The sequence below is a fragment of the Caballeronia sp. AZ7_KS35 genome, from assembly GCF_023631045.1.
Classification (GTDB): domain Bacteria; phylum Pseudomonadota; class Gammaproteobacteria; order Burkholderiales; family Burkholderiaceae; genus Caballeronia; species Caballeronia zhejiangensis.
This window is the reverse complement of record NZ_JALQDV010000009.1, coordinates 112826-137790: the sequence shown is the minus strand read 5'-3', so window position 1 is coordinate 137790 and position 24965 is coordinate 112826. Positions and strand designations below refer to the sequence as shown.

Below are 24965 nucleotides of genomic sequence, written 5' to 3'. Positions count from 1 at the left end.
CGCGTTTGCGGCCGGGAACCCGTTCTCTCGTCGGTGTGCCGCCGGACGCAGGGCTTTCGCCGTGCTGTTGACCATCAGAATTCCGTTCGACTCGTTCGCCCCATGATCGAATCCACCAAGCGGCCGGCCTGTGCCATAGCCAAGGCCATCGAGCCGGCCATCACGCAACGCTTCACGGCGCCGCCGCGCGCATCCGACCGGTCCGCGCCATGCCCGATTCTTCCCTGAAGCGCGCGGCATCGGCGCGGCGCGGGCAAAGCGTCTATGTCGGGCGTCAGCCGATCCTCGACGGCGAAGGCGCGCTCGTCGCCTACGAACTGCTCTTTCGCGACAGCCCCGACAATCGCGCCCGCATCCACGACGACGTGCAGGCGACCGCGCATGTCGTCGCGCGCACGATCGGCGAGATGGGCGTGCCGGCGGTGCTCGGGCCGCATCCCGGTTACGTGAACATGAACCGCGAGCTGCTGTTCGACGACATCGTCCACATCATGCAGCCCGAGCGTTTCGTGCTGGAGCTGCTGGAAAGCATCACGTTCGACGAGTCGCTATTCAAACGCTGCGCGCAGTTGCGCAACGCGGGCTTTCGCTTCGCGCTCGACGACGTCGTGAAGCTCGACGACGCGCTGCATGCCGCGCTGCCGACCGTCGATATCGTCAAGGTCGATTTCCTCGCCGCGGACGATCGGCATCTGCCGCTACTCGCTGCGGAGGTGAAGCGGCGCGGCAAGCTGCTCGTGGCGGAAAAGATCGAGACGTTCGACGATCTGACGCGCGCCAAACGTCTCGGCTTCGATCTCTTTCAGGGCTATTTCTTCGCGCGGCCGCAGGTGCTTTCGGCGCGGCGCGAGAGCCCGGCGCGCGGCTCGCTCCTGCGCCTCATGGCCGTGCTCGCCGGCGAGCCGGGCCTGCGCGAGCTGGAAGCGGAACTGAAGCGCAATCCGGATATCGTCGTGCAGCTGATGCGTCTCGCGAATTCGAGTGCGCAGACGCGCGGGCGGCGCGTGTCGTCGTTGCGCGAGGCGATCGCCGCGACCGGCACGCGCCAGTTGATGCGCTGGGCGCAGCTGCTGCTTTACGCGGACGGCAGCGGTTTGCCGTGGCGCTCGGATCCGCTGCTGCAACTCGTCGGCACGCGCGCGCGCTTCCTGGAGCTCGCGGCCGAAAAGCTGCGTCCCGCCGACGAAGCCTTCTCCGACGCCGCGTTCATGACCGGCATCTTCTCGCTCGTGCATGTCGTGCTGAACATGCAGCCCGTGGAAATTCTCGATAAGCTCCATCTGGCGGCCGAAATCCGCACGGCCATTCTCGCGGGCGAAGGCTTGCTCGGCGCGCTGCTCGGCATCGCGCGGGCTGCCGAGCGGGGCGATGCGCCCGCCATCGACGCGAGCCGGCACGCGCAGCCATCGCTCGACGTGCTCACGCCCGCGGTGCTCGCTAAACTGCAATTCGAAGCGGCGGCGTGGTTCGCGCAACACCGGATGGATCAGGGCGAGGACGACGCATAGCCGGCGTCTTTGCATGAACGAGGTCTTCGAAAGGAGCGCGCATGAAAAGATTTTCCGGTTTGAAAGCGGGTGCTGTTCTGGCGATGGCCGCGGCCGCGGCCGTTTATCCGCTCGTCGCAGGCGCGACGCTCAAGCCCGGGGATGCCGCGCCCGACTTCACCGCGCAGGCGTCGCTCGGCGGCAACGTGTACGACTATTCGCTCGCCGATGCCCTCAAGAATGGCCCGGTCGTGCTGTACTTCTATCCGGCGGCGTTCACGAAGGGCTGCACGATCGAGGCGCATGAGTTCGCGGAAGCGGTCGATCAGTACAAGGCCGAAGGCGCGACGGTCATCGGCGTGTCGCACGACAACATCGATACGTTGAAGAAGTTTTCGGTGAGCGAATGCCGCAGCAAGTTTCCGGTCGCGGCGGACGAAAACTCGAAGATCATCAAGTCCTACGACGCCTCCATGCCGATGAAAAGCACGATGGCCAAGCGCGTGTCCTACGTGATCGCGCCCGACGGCCGCGTCATCTACGAATACACGAGCCTGTCGCCGGACCAGCACGTCGCCAACACGCTGCAGGCGCTGCGCGACTGGAACGCGAAGCACAAGGCGCAGTGATACGCTGCGGTCTCATCGATTGAGCGTGCGGGAGGCGCGATGCCCATCGTCGTCGGACTGATCGTCTTAGGATTGCTGATTTACGGCGCGATATGGTCGTTCGACGCGCTACACGCGCACTTCGGCCTCGGCGTCGCGGTGGCGGTTGCGATCGTCGTGCTGGCGATCATCGCGGCGGGCGTGATGCGCTGGCTCGCGAGCCGCCGCGAGATCGCGCCGAATCTGCGCAAAGGCGAACACGGCGACTGGACCCACGAACTCAAATCCGACTGGGGCGGCGTGCGGGTCGCGGCGGGCAAGCGTCTGTGCGATGTGCGCGTCGGCGACGAGCGCGGCAGCTATATCTTCGCGGACCTGCGCGGCGCGCGCATGCGGCAGGCGAATGGAACGAACGGCGCGTGGCAGGTCGTGCTCGACGTGCGGGACGCGAAGCACGGCGAATGGACGCTGCCGATGCGCGATCGCGGCGAGGCGCACAAATGGGCGCGCCTCCTGTCGCTCGCCACGCAGCAGAAGCTCTGACTATTCCGCGTGATAACCCATGTCGCCGCGTACCTTGCCGCGGAACACCCAGTACGACCAGATCACGTAGATCATCAGGACGGGCAGCAGAAACATCGTCCCGATCAGCAGAAACTGATGCGACAAGGGCGCGGCGGACGCATCCCAGAGCGTGACCGAAGGCGGCGCGATGAACGGCCACAGGCTGATGACGAGCCCCGTGAACGCGAGAAAGAAGAGCCCGATCGAGCACAGGAACGGCAGCACGTCGCGGTCTTTCGCGAGGCTCGACCAGAGCGTCCACGCGAGCAGCACGGTGAGCACAGGCACCGGCGCGAACGCCAGGCTGTCGGGGAAGGCAAACCAGCGCGCGGCAATGCGCGCGTCCTTGAGCGGCGTCCACAGGCTGATGAGCAGAATGAACGCGATCACGCCGATGAGCGCATAGCGCGCCATCTTGCGGCTCCAGTCCTGCAGTTCGCCTTCGGTCTTGAGCACGAGCCACGTCGTGCCTTGCAGCGCATAGCCGAAGATCAGCCCCACGCCGACGAGCAACGGAAACGGCGCGACCCAGTTCCAGCTCGTGCCGGCGTAGACGCGGCCTTCGATCGGGAAGCCCTGGATGAACATGCCGAGCACGATGCCCTGCGAGAACGTCGCGACGAGCGAGCCGCAGCCGAACGCACCGTCCCACAGCCATTTGCGCGCGCCGGTCACTTCGCGGAATTCGAACGCGACGCCGCGAAAGATCAGCCCGAGCAGCATGAAGAGAATCGGGAAATAAACGGCCGGCACGATGATCGCGAACGCGAGCGGAAACACCGCGAACAATCCGCCGCCGCCGAGAACGAGCCAGGTCTCGTTGAAGTCCCACACGGGCGCGACGGAGTTGATCATCAGATTGCGCGATTCGGCGTCGCGGCGCAGCAGAAAAACCATGCCTACGCCGAGATCGAAGCCGTCGAGCAGCACATACATGAACACCGCCAGCGCGAGAATGGCGGCCCACAGCGGCACGAGATCGAGCATCGCGTTCTCCGGTTCGTTGCTTATTTGCGTCCGCGGCCGGGCGGCACGATGTCGTCCTCGCTCACGCGGGGCGTCGCGCCGTTCGCGCCCGCCGATACCGCCGACAGCGGACGCGCCGCGCGCGCCTTCGTATCGAGTTCGTCCTTTTCGTGCGCATGGCCGACTTCGGCCGGCCCGACGCGCACCAGCCGCCGCAGCAGGAACAAACCCGCGCCGAAGATCACGAGATAGGCGAGCACATAGAGCAGCCACGAGAGACCGACATCGGCGGCGGTGAGCGAGGGCGTCACCGAATCCTTCGTGCGCAGGATGCCGTAGACGGTCCACGGCTGACGGCCGGCCTCGGTCGTCGTCCAGCCGGCGATCACCGCGATGAAGCCGAGCGGCATCGCCCACGTCGCCGCGCGCAGCCAGCGCGTGCTCGTCTCGATGCGCCCGCGCGCGAACTGCACGATGCCCCACAGCACGAGCGCGAACATCAGCAGCGCGATGCCGACCATGATGTGAAACGCGAAGAACACGACCGCGACGGGCGGCCGGTCCTCGCGCGGAAAGTCCTTGAGGCCGCGCACGTAGCCGTTCGGGTCGTGCGTCAGATAGATGCTGCCGAGCACCGGAATCGAGATTTCGAAGTGATTGCGTTCCTCGTCCTGATCGGGAATCGAGAAGAGATTGGCCGGAACGCGCGTGCCGGATTCCCAGAGCGCTTCCATCGCCGCGAGCTTGGCCGGCTGATGCTTGAGCGTGTTGAGTCCATGCGCGTCGCCGATCACCATCTGCACCGGCACCATGATGATGAGAAAGATCAGCGACATCTTCACCATCACGCGGCTTTCCTCGAGCGCGCGGCGCTGGCGCAGATACATCGCGCCGACGCCGAGAATCACGAAGCCGGCCGTCACGAGAAACGCGCTCACCGTGTGCCCGAGCCGGTACGGAAACGACGGCGTGAAGATCACGTCGAAGAAGCTCACCACTTCGAAGCGGCCGTCCGGCAGGACGCGGTGGCCTTGCGGCGTCTGCATCCAGCTATTGACGGCGAGAATCCAGAACGACGAGATCACGGTGCCCGCCGCGACGAAAATCGCCGACATCACATGCGCCCACTGCGGCACGAGCTTGCGCCCGAAGAGCAGCACGCCGAGAAACGCCGATTCGAGGAAGAACGCCGTCAGCACTTCGTAGCCCATCAGCGGGCCGACGACGTTCGCGGTCGCATCCGAAAAACGGCTCCAGTTGGTGCCGAACTGAAACGGCATCACGATGCCCGACACCACGCCCATGCCGAACGACACCGCGAAAATTTTCAGCCAGAACGCCGACAGGCGACGATAGACGTCGCGCTTCGTGATCCACCAGTTGAATTCGAGCGTCGCGATGAAGCACGACAGACCGACCGTGAAGGCCGGCAACAGAATGTGAAAGGCGACGACCCACGCGAACTGGAAGCGGGAGAGCAGGACCGAGTCGACATCCATGAACGCTCCTTGTTCAGGCTTTTTGCAGCGGATGTGTCGAAAGGCGCGCCTCGCGCGGGCGCTTTTCTCCTTAATAGCATGGTTTTAAGGAACGCGACCACACGCCGCGCGGCGAAGCGCCGCGTGCGCGTGCCGCGAATGCACCCGTTTGGTACAATCTTCGGCTTTCGCGCCTAAGCCATGCGGACGACCGCATGCGCATCGTTTCGTCGGGGACGGCCCCATTTTTCAAGGGAGTCGCTCGATGTCCTGGATTCTTCTTTTCGTCGCCGGTCTGCTGGAAGTCGCCTGGGCGGCCGGTCTCAAATCGTCCGAAGGCTTCACCCGGCTCGGACCGTCCGTCTTTACCGTCATCACCGCGCTCGGCAGCTTCGTCCTGCTCGCGATGGCCATGAAGCAACTGCCGCTCGGCACGGCCTACGCCGTTTGGACGGGCATCGGCGCGGTCGGCGCGTTCGTCTTCGGAATCGTGTTCATGGGCGAAGCGCTGTCGGCGGCGCGCATCCTGAGCGCGGTGCTGATCGTCGCCGGGCTGATCGGGCTCAAGCTCTCGTCAGGACACTGAGGGCGCCGGGAACGCCAATCGCTTGAACCGTGCTGCACCGCGCGTATTTGCGTGGATATAATGGTTCGAGGTCATCCGCATTTGTCTGAGCGCAACGTTTTGCGCTTTTTCATCCTATCTTCGCGGATGTAGGCGGCTTCTTCCGGCATCTGCCGCAAAGACCGCTCTTTTCAATCGGCAAATCGTCCCGTAGCGGCGAACGCCGGCGGCAGGCAGCATTAGGGAGACGGCAATGCTTGAGTCACTTTCGCTCGCAGCGGGCCTGTCATGGGCGAGCGGGCTGCGCCTGTATCTCACTGTTTTCATCGCCGGCATGTTCCAGCGCATGGGAATCGTTCACCTGCCGGATTCGCTTGCGGTGCTCGGCTCGCCGTGGGTGATCGGCGTCGCGGGCGTGCTCGCGGTCGTCGAATTTCTCGCCGATAAAATTCCCGCCTTCGATTCCCTGTGGGACGCGGTGCACACGTTCATCCGCATTCCGGCGGGCGCGGTGCTCGCCGCCGGCTCCCTCGGCCACGCCGATCCCGCCATGCTCACCATCGCCGCGCTCGCGGGCGGCACGCTCGCCGGTGCATCGCATTTCGCGAAGGCGGGCACGCGGGCGCTCATCAATCTGTCGCCGGAGCCGGTGTCGAACTGGGCGGCGTCGGCGACCGAGGATGTCGGCGCGGTCACCGGCATCGCGCTCGCGCTCTTCGTGCCGCTGCTGTTTCTCGTGCTGCTTCTCGCGTTTCTGGTGCTGGCGGGCTGGGCGCTGCCGAGGCTCGCGCGCGGCGTGCACGGCGGGGTGTCGCGCATGGCCAAGCACATGCTGCCGAGCTCGGAACATCGGATGAACCGGCTGCGGAGCAAGCACGATTGAGCACCGCATTCAGGAACGATCAGGCCGCACGTAAGGCAGGACATTCGCATCCGCACATCACGCTCGGTTTCATGCAGACGATGCGTCAGGCGTGGCGCATGACCGGCCGCGACTGGCGCGCGGGCGAGCTCACGATGCTGCTGCTCGCGCTGGTGCTGGCGGTGGCGGCGCTCTCCAGCGTCGGGTTTCTCGCGGATCGCATGCGCCAAGGGCTCGCGCGCGACGGACGCCAGATGATCGCCGCCGATTTCGTCGTGCGCGCCGATCATCCCGTCGATCCGATGTTCGCAACGCAAGCGAAATCGCTCGGACTCGAGACGGCGGGCACGACGATTTTCCCGAGCATGATCAGTTCGACGTCCGCGCAGCCGCTCTCGCGCCTCGCGGCGATCAAGGGCGTGACGCAGGGCTATCCGTTGCGCGGCGCGCTGCGCATCGCGCCCGCCGTCGACGCCGCCGATGCGCCCGCGCACGGCATTCCCGCGCCCGGCACCGTCTGGGTCGACGCCGCCTTGCTCGATGCGCTCAAGACGAAGGTCGGCGGCACGGTGAAAGTCGGCACGCGCACGTTCACGGTCGCGGGCGTCATCACGCGCGAACTGGATCGCGGCTTCTCGTTCGTCAACTTCTCGCCGCGCCTGATGATGCGCGCCGACGAAATCGCCGCCACGGGACTCATCGGCTACGGCAGCCGCGTGACGTATCGCCTGCTCGTCGCCGGTTCCGACAGCCAGGTCGAGCAGTTCGCGAAGTTCGCGCGCGAGAACGTCGATGGCGGCAAGCTGCGCGGCGTCGCGCTGGAATCGCTCTCCGACGGCCAGCCGCAAGTGCGCCAGACGATCGATCGCGCGAGCCACTTCCTCACGCTGGTGTCGCTGTTGACGGCGCTGCTCGCGGCGGTCGCGATCGCGATGGCGGCGCATCGTTTCGCGCGGCGTCATCTCGACGGCTGCGCCGCGATGCGCTGTCTCGGCGTCAGCCAGCGCACGCTGCGCGCGCTCTTCCTGAACGAATTTCTGGCGATCGGCCTGATCGGCAGCGCGGCGGGCGTCGTGCTCGGTTTCGGCGGGCATCTCGTGCTGCTGAACTGGCTCGGCTCGCTCGTCGATGTCGAACTGCCGCAGCCGAGCGTCTGGCCCGCGCTGCAAGGCGTCGCGATGGGGCTCGTGCTGCTGCTCGGCTTCGCGCTGCCGCCGCTTCTGCCGATCACGCGCGTGCCGCCGGTGCATGTCATCCGGCGCGAGCTTGGCGATGCGCAACGCGTCGCCCATGCCGCGTATGGCGTCGGCGTGCTTCTGTTCGCGGCGCTTTTGATCGTCGCGGCGGGCGAGTTGAAGCTCGGCGGCATCGTCGCGGGCGGTTTCGCGGCGGGCCTGCTCGTGTTCGGCGCGATCGCGCGCGCGGCGCTCTGGGCGGCGGCGCGCTTCGTGCGGCGGGAGCGCAGCCGCGCGGGCGTCGGCTGGCGTTATGCGCTTGCGTCGCTGGAGCGGCGCAGCGGGTCGAGCGCGCTGCAAATCACCGCGCTCGGCATCGGGCTGATGTGTCTGCTGCTCATCGGCATGACGCGCAACGATCTCATCAAGGGCTGGCGCGACGCGACGCCGCCCGACGCGCCGAATCAGTTTCTCATCGACATTCAGCCGGACCAGCGCGCCGGCGTGCTCGACTATCTGCACACGCACGGCCAGCCCGACGCCGCGCTTTCGCCGATGGTGCGCGCGCGTCTCGTCGCCATCAACGGCAAGGCTGTGAATCCGGACAACTACGACCGTGCCGACGCGAAGCGCCTCGTCGATCGCGAATTCAATCTGTCGTACACGACCGAACTGCCGGGCGATAACCGCGTCACGCAAGGCGCGTGGTTCGGCAAAGACGGCAAGCCGCAGGTGTCGATCGAAGAGGGCATCGCGAAGACGATCCGCGTGAAGATGGGCGACGTGCTGCGTTTCGACGTCGCCGGACTGCCGGTCGAAGCGCCGGTGACGAGCGTGCGCAAGGTCGACTGGAATTCGTTCAAGGTCAACTTCTTCGTGCTGCTGCCGCCCGACGCGCTCGCCGATCTTCCCGCGACCTTCATCACGAGCTTTCATCTGCCGGCGGACGAGCAACGCGTGATCGACGGGCTCGTCGCGCGTTATCCGAACGTGACGGCGATCGATATCGCGCCGATTCTCGCGCAGATTCATCGCACGCTCGCGCAGGTGATCGGCGCGGTGCAGTTCCTGTTCCTCTTCACGCTCGCGGCGGGCGTGCTCGTGCTCTACGCGGCGCTTGCCGGCACGCGCGACGAACGCGTGCGCGAATCGGCGCTGTTGCGCGCGCTCGGCGCGTCGCACGGACAGATCCGCTCGGTGCAGGTCGCCGAGTTCGTCGCCGTGGGCGCGCTGTCCGGGCTGATGGCCGCGGTCGGCGCGCAGGGCATCGGCTATGTGCTGGCGGCGCGCGTGTTCGAGTTTCATATCGATTTCAATCCGTGGCTCGTGCCGGTGGGCATCGTCGCGGGCGTCGCGTGCGCGGGGCTCGGCGGCTGGCTGAGCCTGCGGCGCGTATTGGCGCGCCCCGCGCTGCAATCGCTGCGCGACGCGTAGTTTTTCGAATCAGAGCAATGACCGACGTCAATCCCGAAGACGATGTGCAAAAGCCGACCGCTTTCGAGCTGGTCGGCGGCGAAGAGCGCGTGCGCGCGCTCGTCGACCGTTTCTATGATCTGATGGACCTCGAGCCGGAGTTCGCGGGCATCCGCGCGCTGCATCCGCCGACGCTCGACAATTCGCGCGACAAGACGTTCTGGTTCCTGTGCGGCTGGATGGGCGGGCCGGATCACTACATCAGCCGCTTCGGTCACCCGCGTTTGCGGGCGCGGCATCTGCCGTTCGCGATTGCATCGAGCGAGCGCGATCAATGGCTGCGCTGCATGGCGTGGGCGATGGAAGACATCGGCATCGACGCATCCTTGCGCGAGCGGCTGCTCACTTCGTTCTTCGATACCGCCGACTGGATGCGCAACCGTCCCGGTTGATTCGCTTTCTTTTGTACCGGTTCAGGCGGGGCGCGGCTGATGCATCATCGGCTTTTTCGCCTCATCGCAAGGAAGCACGACCATGAGCACACGCGCACTCTTTCGCGAGGACGCTTATCAAACGCGTTGCGACGCGACCGTCACCGCCATCGACGAGCAGGGCATCCACCTCGATCAAACCGTGTTCTATCCGCTCGGCGGCGGCCAGGCGGGCGATGCCGGCACGCTGACGCTCGCGGACGGGACGGTCATCGCGATCGCCGATACGCGCAAGGCGAAGTTCGAAGGCGCAACGCCGGATGACGCGGTTCACGTTCCCGCGCCCGGTCAGGAGGATGCGCTTGCGAAGCTGAAAACCGGCGACAAGGTGAGCGCGGAGATCGACTGGGCGCAGCGTTACCGGCGCATGCGGCTGCATACGGCGAGCCATCTGATCTGCGCGGTGCTGCCGTATCCCGTCGACGGCTGCAGCATCACGACGGAATACGCGCGGCTCGATCTCGCGACGGTCGAGCCGATCGAGCGCGAAGCCGTCGAAGCGAAGCTCAACGCGCTGATCGGCGGCGCGCACGGCGTGCAGACCGAATGGATCACCGACGATGAAATGGCCGCGCGTCCCGAGCTCGTCCGCACGATGAGCGTGAAGCCGCCGACGGGCCTCGGCCGCGTGCGTCTCTTGCGCATCGAGAATGTCGATCTGCAGCCGTGCGGCGGCACGCATGTGCGCAACACGGAGGAGATCGGCGAGTTGCGCATCGCGAAGCTGGAGAAAAAGAGCGCGCGCACGCGGCGACTGGTGCTGGAACTCGTCTGAGCATGGATCCGCGCGCTCAGGCCGTGCTCGATCTCTGGTTCGGCGCGCCCGGTTCAGCGGAATTCGGTCAGGATCGCAAGCTGTGGTGGAAGAAGAAGCGCGCCTTCGATTCGCTGCTCGCCGAACGTTTCGGCGCGCTGCTCGACGAGGCGCACGCGGGCGGCTTGCGCGAGTGGGAAAGCACGCCGCTCGGCACGCTTGCGCTGATCGTGCTCATCGATCAGTTTTCGCGCAACTGTCATCGGAACACGCCGCGCGCGTTTGCGGGCGATGCGCGTGCGCTCGCGCTGGCGAAGACGCTGGTCGAGCGCGGCGACGATCTGCGCTTGCCGAGTGCGTACCATCGCGCGTTCGCGTACATGCCGTTCGAGCACGATGAATCGATGGAGAGCCAGCGCGAGGCGCTGCGCTTATTCGCAAAGCTGAAAGAAGAGACCGGCGTTTCGAGCTTCCATGAATCGGCGCTGGAGCACGCGGAAGTGGTCGAGCGCTTCGGACGCTTTCCGCATCGCAATCGAATTCTCGGACGCGAAATGCGCGCCGATGAGGAAGCGTGGCTGGCGGCGCATGGCGGGTTTTGAGCCACGGGCGAAGCGTGTGCCGCATCCCTTTTACGTGAGGAAGCCCGCGTCACATCGTCGATCGAACGGATTGACATTGGTCGTTGACGATCCGTTTTCCGATTAGTTCTATTGATGCATGAGCGATGCGCCCCTAATATGAATACCGCTGTATCAAGGCACTATTCATATATCGGACCATCGCAACAGCATGACGCGCGCGAACTTTAATCGAATTACTTTGGTTTCCGTAACAGGTTTGCAGGACGCCACGCGCGCCGTTCCAGCGCTGGAATTGAGTCGCAGACAAATGCCAGGCGCGCGCGCATTACTTTGCAGCCCGAATTCGCCGCGCGGGCTGCCTGAAGGAATCGCGCACCGCAAGATCGCTCCCACGAACTACCACGAATACAGCTGGTTCGTGATGTTTGCGCTTTGGAAGCTGATCGACACCGATTTCGCGCTCGTCTTGCAGGCTGATGGCTGGGTTCTGGACGGCAATAACTGGCGTGACGAATTCTTCGACTACGACTACATAGGGGCACCCGTTCATCAGGCGTGCGTCGAATCGGCCGCCGGTACCGAGTGGATTTCACACTTCAAATGGCGCGATCGGATAGATCGTCCGGGCCATGTCGTGCGGCCTGTTTTGAATGGAGGCTTCAGCCTGCGCAGCAGGCGCATGTTGCGCGCATTGATGGATCATCCGGAAATCAAGGTTGAGATTCCGCGGCCGGAATTACTCGATAACAGCGAATTTCGCATGCGCTGGAGTAATCGCGCACCCAATGAAGACGTGCAACTGACTGCCACTTTGCGTCCGCAACTCGAGGCGGTCGGGATCAAGTACGCTCCGCTCGATTTGTGCAAGCGCTTTGCAGTCGAAGATTCCGGTCCTATCTATGGCGATGCCGATTTCATGGACCTTTTCGGCCATCACGCTTCCTGGCGCCGTCTGGTCAGCATCGATCCACCGAGCGTGGAGTACAAAGTCAAACGCAGTTTGGCACAGCGGGCATTCCGGGAAATGGATGTCGTGCGTATGTTGGAGGCGCGCGGGTATCGCGTAACGTTCGCTGCGGAGTGAGCAGGCATAGGGCGACGCACTGGAAGACATCGCCCCCAGACGATGACGCTAGGGAGGTTTTCGGGAACTCATCATCGACAGAGGAGGGTGGCATGGTCGCATAGTATCTGGGTGCAATGTTCAGTTTTACGGTCGGTTAAATTAAGGATACGAATTAAATAAGGTATCCGAATAATGAGTGACTGCTTCCGGAAACGGGCCTAACGGCAAGGGGGAAGTTTCGACGCAGCAGCCTGGGAACTGCAACGGGATCGTCACTGTTGGTGCAACGGATTCCGGTGGCAATCGTGCTGTATTCTCGAATTACGGGCCGCCGGTCACTGTGATGGCCCCCGGCGGATCGATCATCTCGACCATCGATACAGGTAAGACCGTTCCCGCATCCAACTCCATGTTTTCGATATTGAGTGGCACATCGCAGTCAACTCCGCACGTAGCAGGAGTGATTGCACTCATGTTTGAGGCGAACCCTGGGGCGACCGTCGACGAGATAAAGTCCGCCCTGACTTCAACGGCGACATCGATGGCCGCACAGTGTCCGGAGGGTTGTGGCGCGGGTCTCATCAATGCCCGGAAGGCCGTTGAGAGCATCCTGGCGATCAAACGAAGCTGACAGGGCAGATCCCGCTGTTACGCGCTCGAGACGTCGTCGAGTATGAATGGAAGGCTCGCCTGCCGCGGGCCTTTGCAACGATCTGAACAGTTGCCGCGCGCCTGAGTTCGGTGTCAATAACGACATATGCGACATCAGCCACCCGATCGATTTGCTCGCTTCATCGAAAGTGATCGCGCACTTTCCCCGTCAAAACCATATTCTCGCCGCCAAATGCGCGTCGATGAATGACCCAGCCTTTTGAGATGGCGTCGAATGCCAGTGATTTAGAATCGCTCGGCATCCTTATCATCCGACGTGTTTCATGCCCGATTTCAGCAACATCACTCTGGTCTCCGTGACCGGACTGAACGACGCCCACGGCGCGGCGCTGGCGCTCGAATTCTCCCGCCGGCAAATGCCCGGCGCTTCCGCCTTGCTTCTAAGCCCGTCCGCACCCGGCAATCTTCCGCCGGACATTCGTCACCGTGCCATCGCGCCGCTGAGCTTCAAGGAATACAGCCTTTTCATGATGTTCGCGTTGTGGCGCATGGTCGAAACGGAGTACGTGCTGATCGTCCAGGAAGACGGCTGGCTGCTCGACGCGTCGAACTGGACCGATGAATTCCTCGAATACGACTATATCGGCGCGCCCGGACACCTCGCGCGCGTCGACAGACCCGAAGGCATTTACTGGAAGAAGGATTTTTCTTGGTACGGCGATCTCGAGAACCCGGACTCCGTCGTGATTCCGGTGCTCAACGGAGGCTTCAGTCTCCGTAGCCGTCGCATGCTTCGTGCGCTGGTCGATCATCCGCACATCCGGATGGTGGTCCCGCCGCCCGACGTCAGCGATTCCGAGCCGATCGCCATGAGCTGGTTCAACGACGCCACGCATGAAGACGTGCAACTCACCTGCATGTTGCGTCCCGAGCTGGAAGCCGTGGGTCTGCGGTTCGCGCCGCTCGAAGTCGCGGCGCGTTTCGGTTTCGAACATGCCGCGCTCAGTCACATCGGCGTGAACCTTCACGCTGTATTCGGCATGCACGGTTCATGGCGGCGTCTTGCCAGCATCGATCCGCCGGTCGTGCGTTATGGCGCGACGCGGCGCCACATCGACGAACATCCGCTGGAGCCGCCTGTGGTCAAGATGCTCGAGGAGCGCGGTTATCGGCTCGAGTTCATGCCAGAGCCTGCGTGATCAACGCCCGCCCGACACGTCCAGAATCGCGCCCGTCACATACGACGACGCATCCGACAACAGCCATACGATCGATTCGCCGACTTCATCGGCGGTGCCCGCGCGTCCGATCGGCGTCTGCACGCCAAGTACGTGCGCGCGATCCGGCTTGCCGCCGCTCGCGTGGATGTCGGTATCGATGAGCCCGGGGCGAATCGCGTTCACGCGCACGCCTTCGCGCCCGAGTTCCTTCGACAGCCCGATCGTGAGCGTGTCGATCGCACCTTTGGATCCCGCGTAATCGACGTACTCGTTCGGCCCGCCGAGCCGCGCCGCCGCCGACGATACATTCACGAGCGATCCGCCCTTGCCGCCGCGCGAAGTCGACATGCGCCGCGCCGCCTCGCGCGCGCAGAGATACGCACCGAGCACGTTGATGTCGAAGATGCGCTTCATGCGCGCGATATCCATGTCCGCGAGCATCGAACCGGGCGCGACGATGCCCGCGTTGTTCACGACGCCATCGATCTTGCCGAAGGCTTTCTCCGTCGCGTCGAACATCGCGATGATCGCGGCTTCGTCGCTGACGTCGCCGGGAATCGCGATGGCCTTGCCGCCCGCCGCAACGACGGCCGCGACGGTGTCATCGGCGGCCGCGGCGTTCGACGCGTAGTTGACGCCGACCGACCAGCCGCGCGCGCCCGCGAGCACCGCAGCCGAGCGGCCGATGCCGCGGCTTGCCCCCGTAATCAGGATCACTTTCGACATCGGTTCCGCTCCTCAGACGGCGTTACGTTTTTCGGACCACTTGTCGATCGCGGGCGGCGTGTAGGTCTTCAGCTTTGCGATCATCTCGCCGGGTTCGGCTGCGACCTGAATGAAATCCAGATACGCCTCGCGCATGAAGCCTTCGTCGACCGTATGACGCAGCATCGCCATGAGCGGATCGTAGTAGCCGTTCACGTCGAGCAAGCCGACCGGCTTCTGGTGATAGCCGAGCTGCGCCCACGTGTAGACCTCGAAAAACTCCTCGAACGTGCCGACGCCGCCCGGCATCGCGACGAACGCGTCCGACAGATCGGCCATCTTCTTCTTGCGCTCGTGCATGTCGGGCACGACGTGCAATTCGGTGAGATCCGTGTGGCCCACTTCCTTCGCGAGCAGCAACTCGGGAATCACGCCGACGGCGCGTCCGCCCGCGGCGAGCACTTCATCGGCGATGAGTCCCATCAGCCCGACGCGGCCGCCGCCGTAGACGAGCGAGAGATCGTTTTCAACGAGCGCGCGGCCGAATGCCTTGGCCGCTTCGGCATAGACGGGGCGGGCGCCGGTCGCGGAGCCGCAATAAACACAAACTGCCTTCATTTATCTGGAATCCTTCGGTATTTCGGTCTTCGACGCGTTCGATGCGTTGGACGCGTCTTCGCGCGGCGGCAGGAAATCCGCATACTCGCGCTTTGGCAGCTTACCGGAAACGAGATCGTCGAAGAGCTGACGCGAGCGTCCGCGCAGATACGGCGCCATGATCGAGATGATATGCAGGCTCGCCTGATGCAGTTCCGTGCGGATCGCTTCCTGATCGTTGTACTTGCGCGGATTCATCACGTACTGATACGACAGCCAGTACGTCGCGATTACGCCGATGTTCGTCGCGATCACCTTGATCTCCTCGGGCGTCGCGACCATTTCCTGATCGGCCACGAGCGCCTCGCACAACTGGCTCGCGAAGTGCACCTTGTGCGTGATGATCTGCTTGAAGTGCGTTTCGAGCGTGCGGTTGCGCGCGAGCAGATCGTTCAGGTCGCGATACAGGAAGCGGTAAGTCCACAAGAAATCCGCCATGTATTGCAGATACGACCACATCTCGTCGATCGTCGGGCGATGATCGTCCGGAAAGCGCAGACGCTTCTGAATCTGCTGCTCGAACTGCGCGAAGATGCTGTTGATGATGTCGTCTTTGTTGCGGAAATGGTAGTACAGGTTGCCCGGACTGATTTCCATCTCCTCGGCGATCGTCGTCGTGGTGACGTTCGGCTCGCCGATATCGTTGAACAACTTCAGCGACAGCTCGAGTATCCGTTCGCGGGTGCGGCGGGGTGGTTTGGCTTCCATGTCGTCCGACCTTGGGATCGGGCCGCGAGGGCTCGGGATGAGCGTTCGCGCGGCCGCTTCCGTTGCTATTTTTGAGAATATCGGACGATTATAAACCGGTCGTTCTGCGGCACGGACGCGAGCTTTGAGCGCACGAATTCTCTTTTATAAGATACGCGCGAGCCAAGCGGATGCAAACGGCCAAAGAATCAGACCCCAGGTAATGACGCAGACGCCGAGCGCGACCATCACCGCGGCGCTGCCGAAATCCTTCGCGCGCTTTGACAACTCGTGACGTTCGAGCGATATCCGGTCGATGGCCGCCTCGACGCTCGAATTCAGCAACTCGACGATCAGCACCAGCAGCACGGACGCGATCAGCGCCGCGCGCTCGACGGGCGCGACCGGCACGAAAAGGCTGCACGGCAACAGGATCGCGGCGAGCGTCAATTCCTGACGAAACGCGCTTTCCTCGCGAATCGCGACGCGAAAACCGTACAGCGAATTTTTCATCGCGTGCCACGCGCGCGTGAAGCCGCGGTTGCCCTTGTACGGATTGAAGGGCAGGTCGTCGGGGCCGAGCGGCTCGGGCGGCTGCGCGGACGTTTCGTCGATGTCTTCGGGGTCATCGTCGAAGGGATCGCGCGCGCGGGCCGTCGCGGACGATGCGCCTCGCGCGTTCGCTTCGGCCCGTTCCTGCGCCACGGCGTGTCGCGTCATGCCGCTGCCCGGTCCGAGCTCGCGGCGCGCGGCCCGAACTGGCGCAGATGCGATGCGAACTGCTCCGAGGCCGCGCGCCACGAGAAGCGTTCGGCCCACGCGCGGGCATCGGCGCGTTCGATTTTCAGCGCCTGCAGGCAGGCTTCGTGAAGGTCGTCGTCGAGCGCACCGGGGCCGTTTTCGCCGAGCACGTCGATCGGGCCCGTCACCGGATAGGCCGCGACCGGCGTGCCGCAGGCCATCGCTTCGAGCAGCACGAGGCCGAAAGTATCGGTCTTGCTGGGGAACACGAAGACATCCGCCGCCGCGTAGACCTTCGCGAGCTCCGGCTGCGACAGCACGCCCAGATAGTTGACGTTCGTATAGCGCGACTTCAGCTCCGCGAGCGCCGGACCTTCGCCCGCGACCCACTTCGAGCCGGGCAGATCGAGCTTGAGAAACGCCTCGACGTTCTTTTCCACGGCCACGCGCCCGACGTACAGAAAGATCGGCCGCGCCGTGTTGAGCACCTTCGACTCCATCGGATGAAAGATGTCGAGATCGACGCCGCGCGTCCACAGCACGACATTGGTGAAGCCGTATTTTTCGAGATCGCTCTTGACGACGGGCGTCGGCGCCATCACCGCCTGCGAGCCCTTGTGGAACCAGTGGAGGAAGCGATACGTCAGCGCGAGCGGGATGCCGAAGCGCGCCTTCACATACTCCGGAAAGCGCGTGTGGTACGCGGTCGTGAACGGCAGCTTGTGACGCAGCGCATACGCGCGCGCCGCGAGTCCGAGCGGACCTTCGGTGGCGATGTGCAGCGCGTCCGGCCCGAACGCGTCGATGCGGCTCGCGACGCGCTGTCCCGGCATCAGCGACAGGCGAATCTCCGGATAGGTCGGGCAGGGAATCGTTCTGAACTCGAGCGGCGTGAGCAATTCCACGCGATGTCCGAGCGCGGTGAGTTCCTTCGTCGTCTGCGTGAGCGTGCGCACGACGCCGTTGACCTGCGGTTCCCATGCGTCGGTAACGATCATGATCTTCATCGGCTTTGGCCCCGTTGGTTCGTTCGTGGTCAGACGGTCGCGCGTGCTTTCGCCGGCCGCGCTTCCGGCGAGCGCATCACCGTCCAGTAGACGATTTTCAGTTCGCCGTCGTAGGTTTCGACGAGCGCCGAGAGACTCTCGACCCAGTCGCCGTCGTTGCAGTAGAGAATGCCGTCGATGTCGCGGATTTCGGCCTTGTGGATGTGCCCGCACACGACGCCGTCGCAGCCGCGGCGGCGCGCTTCGTCGGTCATCACGCGCTCGAACTGCGAGATGAAGTTCACCGCGTTCTTGACCTGATGCTTCAGGTATTGCGACAGCGACCAGTAGTTGAAGCCGAGCTTCGTGCGCACGCGATTGAACCAGCGGTTGAGCAGCAGGATCATCGTGTAGGCGGTGTCGCCGAGATAGGCGAGCCATTTGGCGTGCTGGATCACGCCATCGAAGAGATCGCCGTGCACGATCCATAGACGCTTGCCCGCGAGCGTCGTGTGAAAGGCTTCGCCGCGAACGTGGATGTCGCCGAACGCGAGATCGCAGAACTGGCGCGCCGCTTCGTCGTGATTGCCCGGGATGTACACGACCTGCGTGCCCTTTCGCGCCTTGCGCAGGATTTTCTGCACGACGTCGTTGTGCGCCTGCGGCCAGAACCAGCCTTTGCGAAGCTGCCATCCGTCGATGATGTCGCCGACGAGATACAGATACTCCGACTCGTGGTGCCGCAGGAAATCGAGCAGATACGGCGCCTGGCAGCCGCCCGAGCCGAGGTGGATATCGGACAGCCAGATCGTGCGGTATCGATGCGGCTCTCCGCCAGAATCGGCGATGCCGTCGTGCTGGCCCGGCGACGCGGATTCGGACCCGAACGATTCCGTGGACTCCGATCGCAGCGCGAAGGGACCGGTGCGCAGTTCGCTATTGCTGAAGCTGAAGGGAGAGGGCGGGTCGATTGCCGGTCGGGCGGACGAGTTGAAGGCCATTGGCTCGCGCATCGGGTTTCGGTATGCGCATTACGCCTTCCGGCCGTGACCGAGCCGTGACAGTCACGAGAAGTTCTTATTACTTGACAACGGATTGCGCGGGAACGATGCGCGTGCCGGCGAGGCGGTCATGGAGAAATTGACGCGCCGGATCAAGCCACACGGCGGCGGCCCACAGCGCGACCCACGCGGCGAAGACGGCGAGCGTCTGCGGCACGGCGAGCGAGAAGAGCGGGTGCAGCGCGAGCGGCGGCAGGAACCACAGCCACGCGAGCGCGTAGCGCGCGAGCGCGCGGGCGGGTTTGACGGGTTGCCCGCGCGCATCGACGAGTTTGAGGCGCCAGGTTTTCATCGGCAGGGTCTGGCCGCCGTGCGTCCAGAAATACACGAAGTAAGCCGCGAGGACGATGCCGATCCACGACATCAGCCAGTTGTGATGCGTGAGGCCGTTGCGTTGCTGCGTGAGCGTGCTGAAGAGATAACCGGCGAGGAACACGACGCCGAAGAGAATGACGCCTTCGTAGAGCATCGTCGCGAGCCGGCGGCGCAGTGTGGGCGCGCGCATCGGATCGACGGTGGCCACTGCCGGCTGCGCGCTCACGAGCCGTTGTACATCGAAGGCGCCTGCTGCGGCGATACCGGAATCGGCGTGGCCGGCACGATGCTCGCCGCGTTCGGAATGGCGGGTTGCGCCGGCGCGCCGGAAACGGGCACTGCCGGCGCGGCCGCCGCCGCCGAACTGCCGTCCGCGTGGCCGCCGACGTGTCCCTGCTCGCGCGCCGCGACGAGCCGGTTGATGTCCTTCACTTCCGTCTTGCCGGTGGGCGGCGCGGAAACGATTGTCGGACGGCGCGTGTGCTCGCTCGCGGCCAGCTTTTTCTTCTGTTCTTCCGAGAGCTTCTGATACGCGTCCCACGCCTTCTCGCGCTTTTCGAGCGGCACCGACTTCGAAACCTGATAGTTCTCGCGCGCGACCTTGCGCTGGTCGGGCGTGAGCCGCACCCATTCTTCCATGCGCTGATGCAGATGCTTCTGCGCGTCGGGCGACATCCGATGGAACCGCGACGCGATCCTGAGCCACTTTTTCTTGCGCTCGTCGGAGAACGAGTCCCACTGCGTGGCGAAGGGCGCGAGCGCAACGTGCTGCGCTTCGGTGAGATGACTCCAGGAGATCGGGCTGTCGGACGACAGCGCCGCGAGCGGCGATGCGTTCGAATCGGCGGGCGTGCCGGAACTGCCGCTCGGCGCGGCGGCGGACGACGGCGCTGCGGCGGTGGAATAAAAGCGCGGATAAGTCGCGGCGAACGCAACCAGACCCGCAATCGCGCAACTAAAGACAATCGCGAGACCGCGCTTGTAACTCACCCGGAAATTCCCCCGCTGTTTTCAGTGCTTAATGATTGCGCGTCAGATACGCGTTGAAACCGTGATCCAGATAGGCGTCGATGGGCAGGCTGTCGCTCATCATGGCCGCGTCGATGTCGGCCAGTTCCGCCTTGCGCTGCTGATCTTCCCAATACGCGATGCCCGCAATCCCGATGACGAGCGCCGCGAGCGGCCACGCGAGTCCGAGGCCGCCGAGCCGCGCGAGCAGCCCTTTTGCGCCGCGGCCGTTATCGGCGCCGCCCGCGTCGAGCGTGCCTCCGGCGAACGCCGGAGCGAAGGCGGGCGCGAAGGCGGGCGCGGTCATCGCGACGGCCACCTTCTCCGGCTTCTTGCGCGCGATCGCGGCGCGGCGCGCATCGCGCAGCCGGTCGACGGCGGCAGCCGGAATGTTCAACGTGCTTTCATCGAGTGCGCGCACGACTTTCAGCGCGAACTCGTTTTCCTTCGTTTCAAGAGTGGAACTCATAGCGTGATCCCTTTGGCTTTCAGGGCTTGCGCGAGTGCATGCGTAGCGCGTGAACAGTGCGTCTTCACGCTACCCTCGGAGCATCCCATCGCGGCGGCCGTCTCGGCGACATCCATATCCTCCCAGTAACGCATGAGAAAAGCTTCTCGTTGACGCGCGGGCAGTTTCTGGATTTCGGCGTCGATCAGATTCAATACCTGCTCGCGCTCCAGACGGTTTTCGCTGCTCTCGCTGCCCGCCGCGCCGTCCTCGGATTCGAGGGTTTCGAGCGGGTCGAATTCGTCGTCGTCCGCATTGCCGAAGGACGAAAACAGGCTGACCCAGGTGTTGCGCACCTTCTGGCGACGGAAATAATCATGCGTCGCGTTCTGAAGGATACGCTGGAATAAAAGGGGAAGCTCGGATGCAGGCCGGTCGCCGTATTTTTCCGCCAGCTTGATCATCGCGTCCTGCACGATGTCGAGCGCCGCGTCGTCGTCGCGAACGGTGTACACGGTTTGCTTGAACGCGCGTCTTTCGACGCCCGCCAGGAAGTCGGCGAGTTCCTTGTCTGATGCCATCCGTTGGGGACCCGGCGCAACGAAGCTGCGTCCGAAGTTGCGTCGATGAGGATCGTGGAGTTCTAGGAAAACCTGCGAATCCTAGCAAAGTTTCGCCGCATCCGGAGCGGATGAGAGCTTTTGTTGCCATTTGCCGCCTGCACTCGACCGGTCGAATGCCCCCCGGACAGCCTCTCCACGGAAGGAACTTTCGCACCGCAACGGCGCAAAATCAGCGCGCACGCCGCGTTCGGTAACTTTTTGCTTGACCGCCCGCGCGCGCCGCTGTTACATTTTCTGACTCGCATCATCAGTGAAATGTCTGCTTTGAGGCGAGCCCAAGAAGCACGCCAGTCAAACCTAGACGCGCCGCTTGAACCCGAGCCACAAGCCCGGCAGAGAGCACCCGATCAATTTTTTGCCGAAAATTCGAAAGGTGATGAATGAACATGCCCAGCGCGGAATTCTCCACGTCGGATACGACTCCTCCTCACGAAGCTGACTCCATCGGCGCCACCGTGCTCATGCGCGCATTGGCCGATGAGAACGTCGAGTTCATTTGGGGCTATCCCGGCGGCTCGGTACTCTACATCTACGACGAGCTGTACAAGCAAGACCAGATTCAGCACATTCTCGTGCGCCACGAGCAGGCCGCCGTGCACGCCGCCGACGCGTATTCGCGCTCGACCGGCAACGTCGGCGTGTGTCTCGTGACCTCGGGCCCGGGCGTCACCAATGCCGTCACCGGCATCGCCACGGCCTACATGGATTCGATTCCGCTCGTCGTCATCAGCGGGCAGGTTCCGACCGCGGCCATCGGTCTCGACGCATTCCAGGAGTGCGACACCGTCGGCATCACGCGTCCATGCGTGAAGCACAACTTCCTCGTGAAGGACGTGCGCGACTTGGCCGAGACCGTCAAGAAAGCGTTCTACATCGCGCGTACCGGCCGTCCCGGCCCGGTGCTGATCGACATTCCGAAGGACGTGTCGAAGGCGCCGTGCAAGTACGAGCCGGTCAAGAGCGTGTCGCTGCGTTCGTACAATCCGGTCACGAAGGGCCATTCGGGCCAGATCCGCAAGGCGGTGCAGCTTCTGCTGTCGGCGAAGCGCCCGTACATCTATACCGGCGGCGGCATCATCCTCGCCGATGCATCGCGCGAGCTGAACCAGTTCGCCGATCTGCTCGGCTATCCCGTCACCAACACGCTGATGGGCCTCGGCGGCTATCGCGCATCGGACAAGAAGTTCCTCGGCATGCTCGGCATGCACGGCACGTACGAAGCCAACATGGCGATGCAGAACTGCGACGTGCTGATCGCCATCGGCGCGCGCTTCGACGACCGCGTGATCGGCGATCCGAAGCACTTCGCGTCGTCGCCGCGCAAGATCATCCATATCGACGTCGACCCGTCGTCCATTTCCAAGCGCGTGAAGGTGGATATCCCCATCGTCGGCGACGTGAAGGAAGTGCTCAAGGAGCTCATCGAGCAGCTTCAGCACGCCGAGCACGGCCCGGACACGCAGGCGCTCGCGAAGTGGTGGGACGAGATCGAAGGCTGGCGCTCGAAGGATTGCCTGTCCTACGACCGCAAGAGCGAGATCATCAAGCCGCAGTACGTCGTCGAAAAGCTCTGGGAACTGACCGACGGCAACGCGTTCGTGTGTTCCGATGTCGGCCAGCATCAGATGTGGGCGGCGCAGTTCTATCCGTTCAACAAGCCGCGCCGCTGGATCAACTCGGGCGGTCTCGGCACGATGGGCTTCGGCCTGCCGGCGGCGATGGGCGTGAAGATGGCCTATCCGGACGACGAAGTGGTCTGCATCACGGGCGAAGGCTCGATCCAGATGTGCATTCAGGAGCTCTCGACGTGCAAGCAGTACAACACGCCCGTCAAGATCATCTCGCTGAACAACCGCTATCTCGGCATGGTGCGCCAGTGGCAGCAGATCGAATACAAGAAGCGCTATTCCAGTTCGTACATGGACGCGCTGCCCGACTTCGTGAAGCTCGCTGAGGCGTACGGTCACGTCGGCATTCGCGTCGAAAAGACCGCGGACGTCGAGCCGGCGCTGAAGGAAGCGCTGCGCCTGAAGGATCGCACCGTATTTCTCGACTTCCAGACCGATCCCACCGAAAACGTATTCCCGATGGTGCAGGCAGGCAAAGGCATCACGGAAATGCTGCTCGGGTCTGAGGATCTATAACGCGGCTTCGACTCGCGAGGCCCGCGCGCGCCTGTCTTCACAAAGGACATGTGACGCGCGCGGGTTTTTCGGACGAACGCCTCTTCTGGACACATTCGGGAAAAGACAATGAAACACATCATCTCCGTTTTGCTGGAGAACGAACCGGGCGCGTTATCGCGCGTCGTCGGGCTCTTTTCGGCACGCGGCTATAACATCGAAACGCTGACGGTGGCGCCGACCGAAGACAGTTCGCTGTCGCGGCTGACCATCGTCTCCATTGGCTCGGACGACGTGATCGAACAGATCACGAAGCACCTGAACCGCCTGATCGAGGTGGTGAAAGTGGTCGACCTGACAGAGGGCGCCCACATCGAGCGCGAGCTGATGCTCATCAAGGTAAGGGCGGTCGGCAAGGAACGCGAAGAAATGAAGCGCATGGCGGATATCTTCCGCGGCCGCATCATCGACGTGACCGAGAAGACCTACACGATGGAACTGACGGGCGCGTCCGACAAGCTCGACGCGTTCATCCAGGCGCTCGACGCCACGGCGATCCTCGAAACGGTTCGCACGGGCAGCTCAGGCATCGGCCGGGGCGAGCGGATTCTCAAGGTCTGACGCCTTTCCAGTCAAAACGAAGCAAAGTAGCGCAACCAAATTCAACGCACGATCAAGGAACCACCATGAAAGTTTTCTACGACAAGGACGCCGACCTCTCCCTCATCAAGGGCAAGCAAGTCACCATCATCGGTTATGGCTCGCAAGGCCATGCACACGCGCTCAACCTGAAAGAAAGCGGCGTGAACGTGACGGTCGGCCTGCGTAAGGGCGGCGCATCGTGGAGCAAGGCCGAGAACGCGGGCCTCAAGGTGAAGGAAGTGGCCGAAGCCGTGAAGGGCGCGGACGTGGTCATGATGCTGCTGCCGGACGAGCAGATCGCTGAAGTCTACAAGAACGAAGTGCATGACAACGCCAAGCAGGGCGCGGCGCTCGCGTTCGCGCACGGCTTCAACGTGCACTACGGTCAGGTGATCCCGCGCGCCGATCTGGACGTCATCATGATCGCGCCGAAGGCGCCGGGCCACACCGTGCGCAACACGTACACGCAAGGCGGCGGCGTGCCGCACCTGGTCGCCGTGGCGCAGGACAAGTCCGGCTCCGCGCGCGACGTGGCGCTGTCGTATGCGGTGGCGAACGGCGGCGGCCGCGCGGGCATCATCGAAACGAACTTCCGTGAAGAAACCGAAACCGACCTGTTCGGCGAGCAGGCCGTGCTGTGCGGCGGCACCGTCGACCTGATCAAGGCCGGCTTCGAAACGCTGGTGGAAGCCGGCTACGCGCCGGAAATGGCGTACTTCGAGTGCCTGCACGAACTGAAACTGATCGTCGACCTGATCTACGAAGGCGGCATCGCCAACATGAACTACTCGATCTCGAACAACGCCGAATATGGCGAATACGTGACGGGTCCGCGCATCGTCACGGAAGAGACGAAGAAGGCGATGAAGGCCGTGCTGAAGGACATCCAGACGGGCGAATACGCGAAGAGCTTCATCATCGAGAACCGCGCGGGTGCGCCGACGCTGCAATCGCGCCGCCGTCTGACTTCGGAGCATCAGATCGAGCAAGTCGGCGAGAAGCTGCGCGCGATGATGCCGTGGATCGCGAAGAACAAGCTCGTCGACCAGTCGAAGAACTAAATCTTTCGCTAGTCACGCTTTTTGCTGCATCGAAAGCCGCCCGGATGCCCTGTGCGCCGGGCG

Annotated in this window: 28 protein-coding genes; 16 read left to right on the top strand and 12 right to left on the bottom strand. The window is 63.7% G+C overall.

Going from position 1 to position 24965, the window contains the following annotated elements:
• The first annotated feature begins 209 nt into the window (after positions 1-209).
• The 3 genes from NCT05_RS10855 to NCT05_RS10845 are packed head-to-tail and all read left to right on the top strand — an operon-like array spanning position 210 to position 2638.
• Complete coding sequence (locus tag NCT05_RS10855) at positions 210-1508, top strand: EAL and HDOD domain-containing protein (RefSeq protein WP_008341935.1); 1299 nt, start codon at positions 210-212, stop codon at positions 1506-1508.
• A gap of 41 nt (positions 1509-1549) precedes the next feature.
• Positions 1550-2116 (top strand): peroxiredoxin, encoded by a 567-nt coding sequence (locus tag NCT05_RS10850; RefSeq protein WP_250502244.1) that lies wholly within the window; start codon positions 1550-1552, stop codon positions 2114-2116.
• Positions 2117-2155: 39 nt separating this feature from the next.
• Positions 2156-2638 carry a hypothetical protein gene (locus tag NCT05_RS10845; RefSeq protein WP_250439974.1) on the top strand — a complete coding sequence of 161 codons (483 nt, stop codon included), beginning with the start codon at positions 2156-2158 and terminating at the stop codon, positions 2636-2638.
• Here NCT05_RS10845 and cydB read toward each other — a convergent pair whose 3' ends face one another.
• Complete coding sequence (gene cydB, locus NCT05_RS10840; protein WP_250502243.1) at positions 2639-3646, bottom strand: cytochrome d ubiquinol oxidase subunit II; 1008 nt, start codon at positions 3644-3646, stop codon at positions 2639-2641.
• Between the two features lie 20 nt (positions 3647-3666).
• A complete protein-coding gene (locus NCT05_RS10835; protein ID WP_244807443.1) occupies positions 3667-5124 on the bottom strand; it encodes a cytochrome ubiquinol oxidase subunit I in 1458 nt (485 codons plus the stop codon).
• Between the two features lie 244 nt (positions 5125-5368).
• Here NCT05_RS10835 and sugE point away from each other — a divergent pair, with 244 nt between their 5' ends.
• The 10 genes from sugE (at position 5369) to NCT05_RS10785 (ending at position 13824) form a co-directional block, all read left to right on the top strand.
• Positions 5369-5689 (top strand): quaternary ammonium compound efflux SMR transporter SugE, encoded by a 321-nt coding sequence (gene sugE / locus NCT05_RS10830; RefSeq protein WP_008341930.1) that lies wholly within the window; start codon positions 5369-5371, stop codon positions 5687-5689.
• 232 nt (positions 5690-5921) lie between these two features.
• Positions 5922-6551 (top strand): DUF4126 domain-containing protein, encoded by a 630-nt coding sequence (locus tag NCT05_RS10825; protein ID WP_008341929.1) that lies wholly within the window; start codon positions 5922-5924, stop codon positions 6549-6551.
• Between the two features lie 71 nt (positions 6552-6622).
• Positions 6623-9139 carry an ABC transporter permease gene (locus tag NCT05_RS10820; protein ID WP_409014117.1) on the top strand — a complete coding sequence of 839 codons (2517 nt, stop codon included), beginning with the start codon at positions 6623-6625 and terminating at the stop codon, positions 9137-9139.
• 17 nt (positions 9140-9156) lie between these two features.
• Entirely contained in the window at positions 9157-9570 is a 414-nt protein-coding gene (locus NCT05_RS10815) for a group II truncated hemoglobin (RefSeq protein WP_008341927.1), read from the top strand.
• An 82-nt stretch (positions 9571-9652) separates the two neighbouring features.
• Positions 9653-10384: an alanyl-tRNA editing protein gene (locus NCT05_RS10810; protein ID WP_008341926.1), complete on the top strand. Its 732-nt coding sequence runs from the start codon at positions 9653-9655 to the stop codon at positions 10382-10384.
• Between the two features lie 2 nt (positions 10385-10386).
• Complete coding sequence (locus tag NCT05_RS10805; protein WP_250502242.1) at positions 10387-10965, top strand: DUF924 family protein; 579 nt, start codon at positions 10387-10389, stop codon at positions 10963-10965.
• A gap of 190 nt (positions 10966-11155) precedes the next feature.
• Positions 11156-12031, top strand: a complete 876-nt coding sequence (locus NCT05_RS10800) for a DUF5672 family protein (RefSeq protein WP_250502241.1) — start codon at positions 11156-11158, stop codon at positions 12029-12031.
• Between the two features lie 178 nt (positions 12032-12209).
• Positions 12210-12644: a S8 family peptidase gene (locus NCT05_RS10795; RefSeq protein WP_075583547.1), complete on the top strand. Its 435-nt coding sequence runs from the start codon at positions 12210-12212 to the stop codon at positions 12642-12644.
• A gap of 46 nt (positions 12645-12690) precedes the next feature.
• A complete protein-coding gene (locus NCT05_RS10790; RefSeq protein ID WP_250502240.1) occupies positions 12691-12888 on the top strand; it encodes a hypothetical protein in 198 nt (65 codons plus the stop codon).
• A 60-nt stretch (positions 12889-12948) separates the two neighbouring features.
• Positions 12949-13824: a DUF5672 family protein gene (locus NCT05_RS10785; RefSeq protein WP_034473046.1), complete on the top strand. Its 876-nt coding sequence runs from the start codon at positions 12949-12951 to the stop codon at positions 13822-13824.
• On the opposite strand, the gene NCT05_RS10780 is transcribed toward NCT05_RS10785, so the two are convergent.
• The 10 genes from NCT05_RS10780 to NCT05_RS10735 form a co-directional block, all read right to left on the bottom strand.
• On the bottom strand, positions 13825-14571 hold the full coding sequence (locus NCT05_RS10780) for an SDR family oxidoreductase (RefSeq protein WP_008341918.1): 747 nt from the start codon (positions 14569-14571) through the stop codon (positions 13825-13827). It abuts the gene before it with no gap.
• Between the two features lie 12 nt (positions 14572-14583).
• Positions 14584-15168 (bottom strand): LOG family protein, encoded by a 585-nt coding sequence (locus NCT05_RS10775; protein WP_244807439.1) that lies wholly within the window; start codon positions 15166-15168, stop codon positions 14584-14586.
• Positions 15169-15915, bottom strand: a complete 747-nt coding sequence (locus tag NCT05_RS10770; RefSeq protein ID WP_008341915.1) for a TetR/AcrR family transcriptional regulator — start codon at positions 15913-15915, stop codon at positions 15169-15171. It lies immediately after the preceding gene.
• 144 nt (positions 15916-16059) lie between these two features.
• Positions 16060-16614, bottom strand: coding sequence for a diacylglycerol kinase (locus NCT05_RS10765; RefSeq protein WP_250502239.1), 555 nt, complete (start codon positions 16612-16614; stop codon positions 16060-16062).
• Complete coding sequence (locus tag NCT05_RS10760; RefSeq protein ID WP_034473050.1) at positions 16611-17642, bottom strand: glycosyltransferase family 4 protein; 1032 nt, start codon at positions 17640-17642, stop codon at positions 16611-16613. Before NCT05_RS10760 ends, NCT05_RS10765 begins: the two co-directional genes overlap by 4 nt.
• Before the next feature lie 29 nt (positions 17643-17671).
• Positions 17672-18634, bottom strand: a complete 963-nt coding sequence (locus tag NCT05_RS10755; protein ID WP_239295366.1) for a UDP-2,3-diacylglucosamine diphosphatase — start codon at positions 18632-18634, stop codon at positions 17672-17674.
• A gap of 67 nt (positions 18635-18701) precedes the next feature.
• Complete coding sequence (locus NCT05_RS10750; protein WP_008341911.1) at positions 18702-19223, bottom strand: RDD family protein; 522 nt, start codon at positions 19221-19223, stop codon at positions 18702-18704.
• A complete protein-coding gene (locus NCT05_RS10745) occupies positions 19220-19987 on the bottom strand; it encodes a DUF3106 domain-containing protein (RefSeq protein WP_250439961.1) in 768 nt (255 codons plus the stop codon). Before NCT05_RS10745 ends, NCT05_RS10750 begins: the two co-directional genes overlap by 4 nt.
• A gap of 28 nt (positions 19988-20015) precedes the next feature.
• Positions 20016-20474, bottom strand: a complete 459-nt coding sequence (locus NCT05_RS10740; RefSeq protein ID WP_250502238.1) for a DUF3619 family protein — start codon at positions 20472-20474, stop codon at positions 20016-20018.
• The gene (locus NCT05_RS10735) at positions 20471-21034 is read right to left on the bottom strand and encodes an RNA polymerase sigma factor (protein WP_008341908.1); all 564 of its coding nucleotides are present in this window, start codon (positions 21032-21034) and stop codon (positions 20471-20473) included. Before NCT05_RS10735 ends, NCT05_RS10740 begins: the two co-directional genes overlap by 4 nt.
• Positions 21035-21456: 422 nt before the next feature.
• On the opposite strand from NCT05_RS10735, the gene NCT05_RS10730 reads away from it, so the two are divergent.
• The 3 genes from NCT05_RS10730 (at position 21457) to ilvC (ending at position 24902) form a co-directional block, all read left to right on the top strand.
• Positions 21457-23220, top strand: a complete 1764-nt coding sequence (locus NCT05_RS10730) for an acetolactate synthase 3 catalytic subunit (protein ID WP_008341907.1) — start codon at positions 21457-21459, stop codon at positions 23218-23220.
• A gap of 108 nt (positions 23221-23328) precedes the next feature.
• Positions 23329-23820: an acetolactate synthase small subunit gene (gene ilvN / locus NCT05_RS10725; protein WP_008341906.1), complete on the top strand. Its 492-nt coding sequence runs from the start codon at positions 23329-23331 to the stop codon at positions 23818-23820.
• Between the two features lie 65 nt (positions 23821-23885).
• Positions 23886-24902 (top strand): ketol-acid reductoisomerase, encoded by a 1017-nt coding sequence (gene ilvC / locus NCT05_RS10720; protein WP_008341903.1) that lies wholly within the window; start codon positions 23886-23888, stop codon positions 24900-24902.
• Positions 24903-24965: the final 63 nt, after the last annotated feature.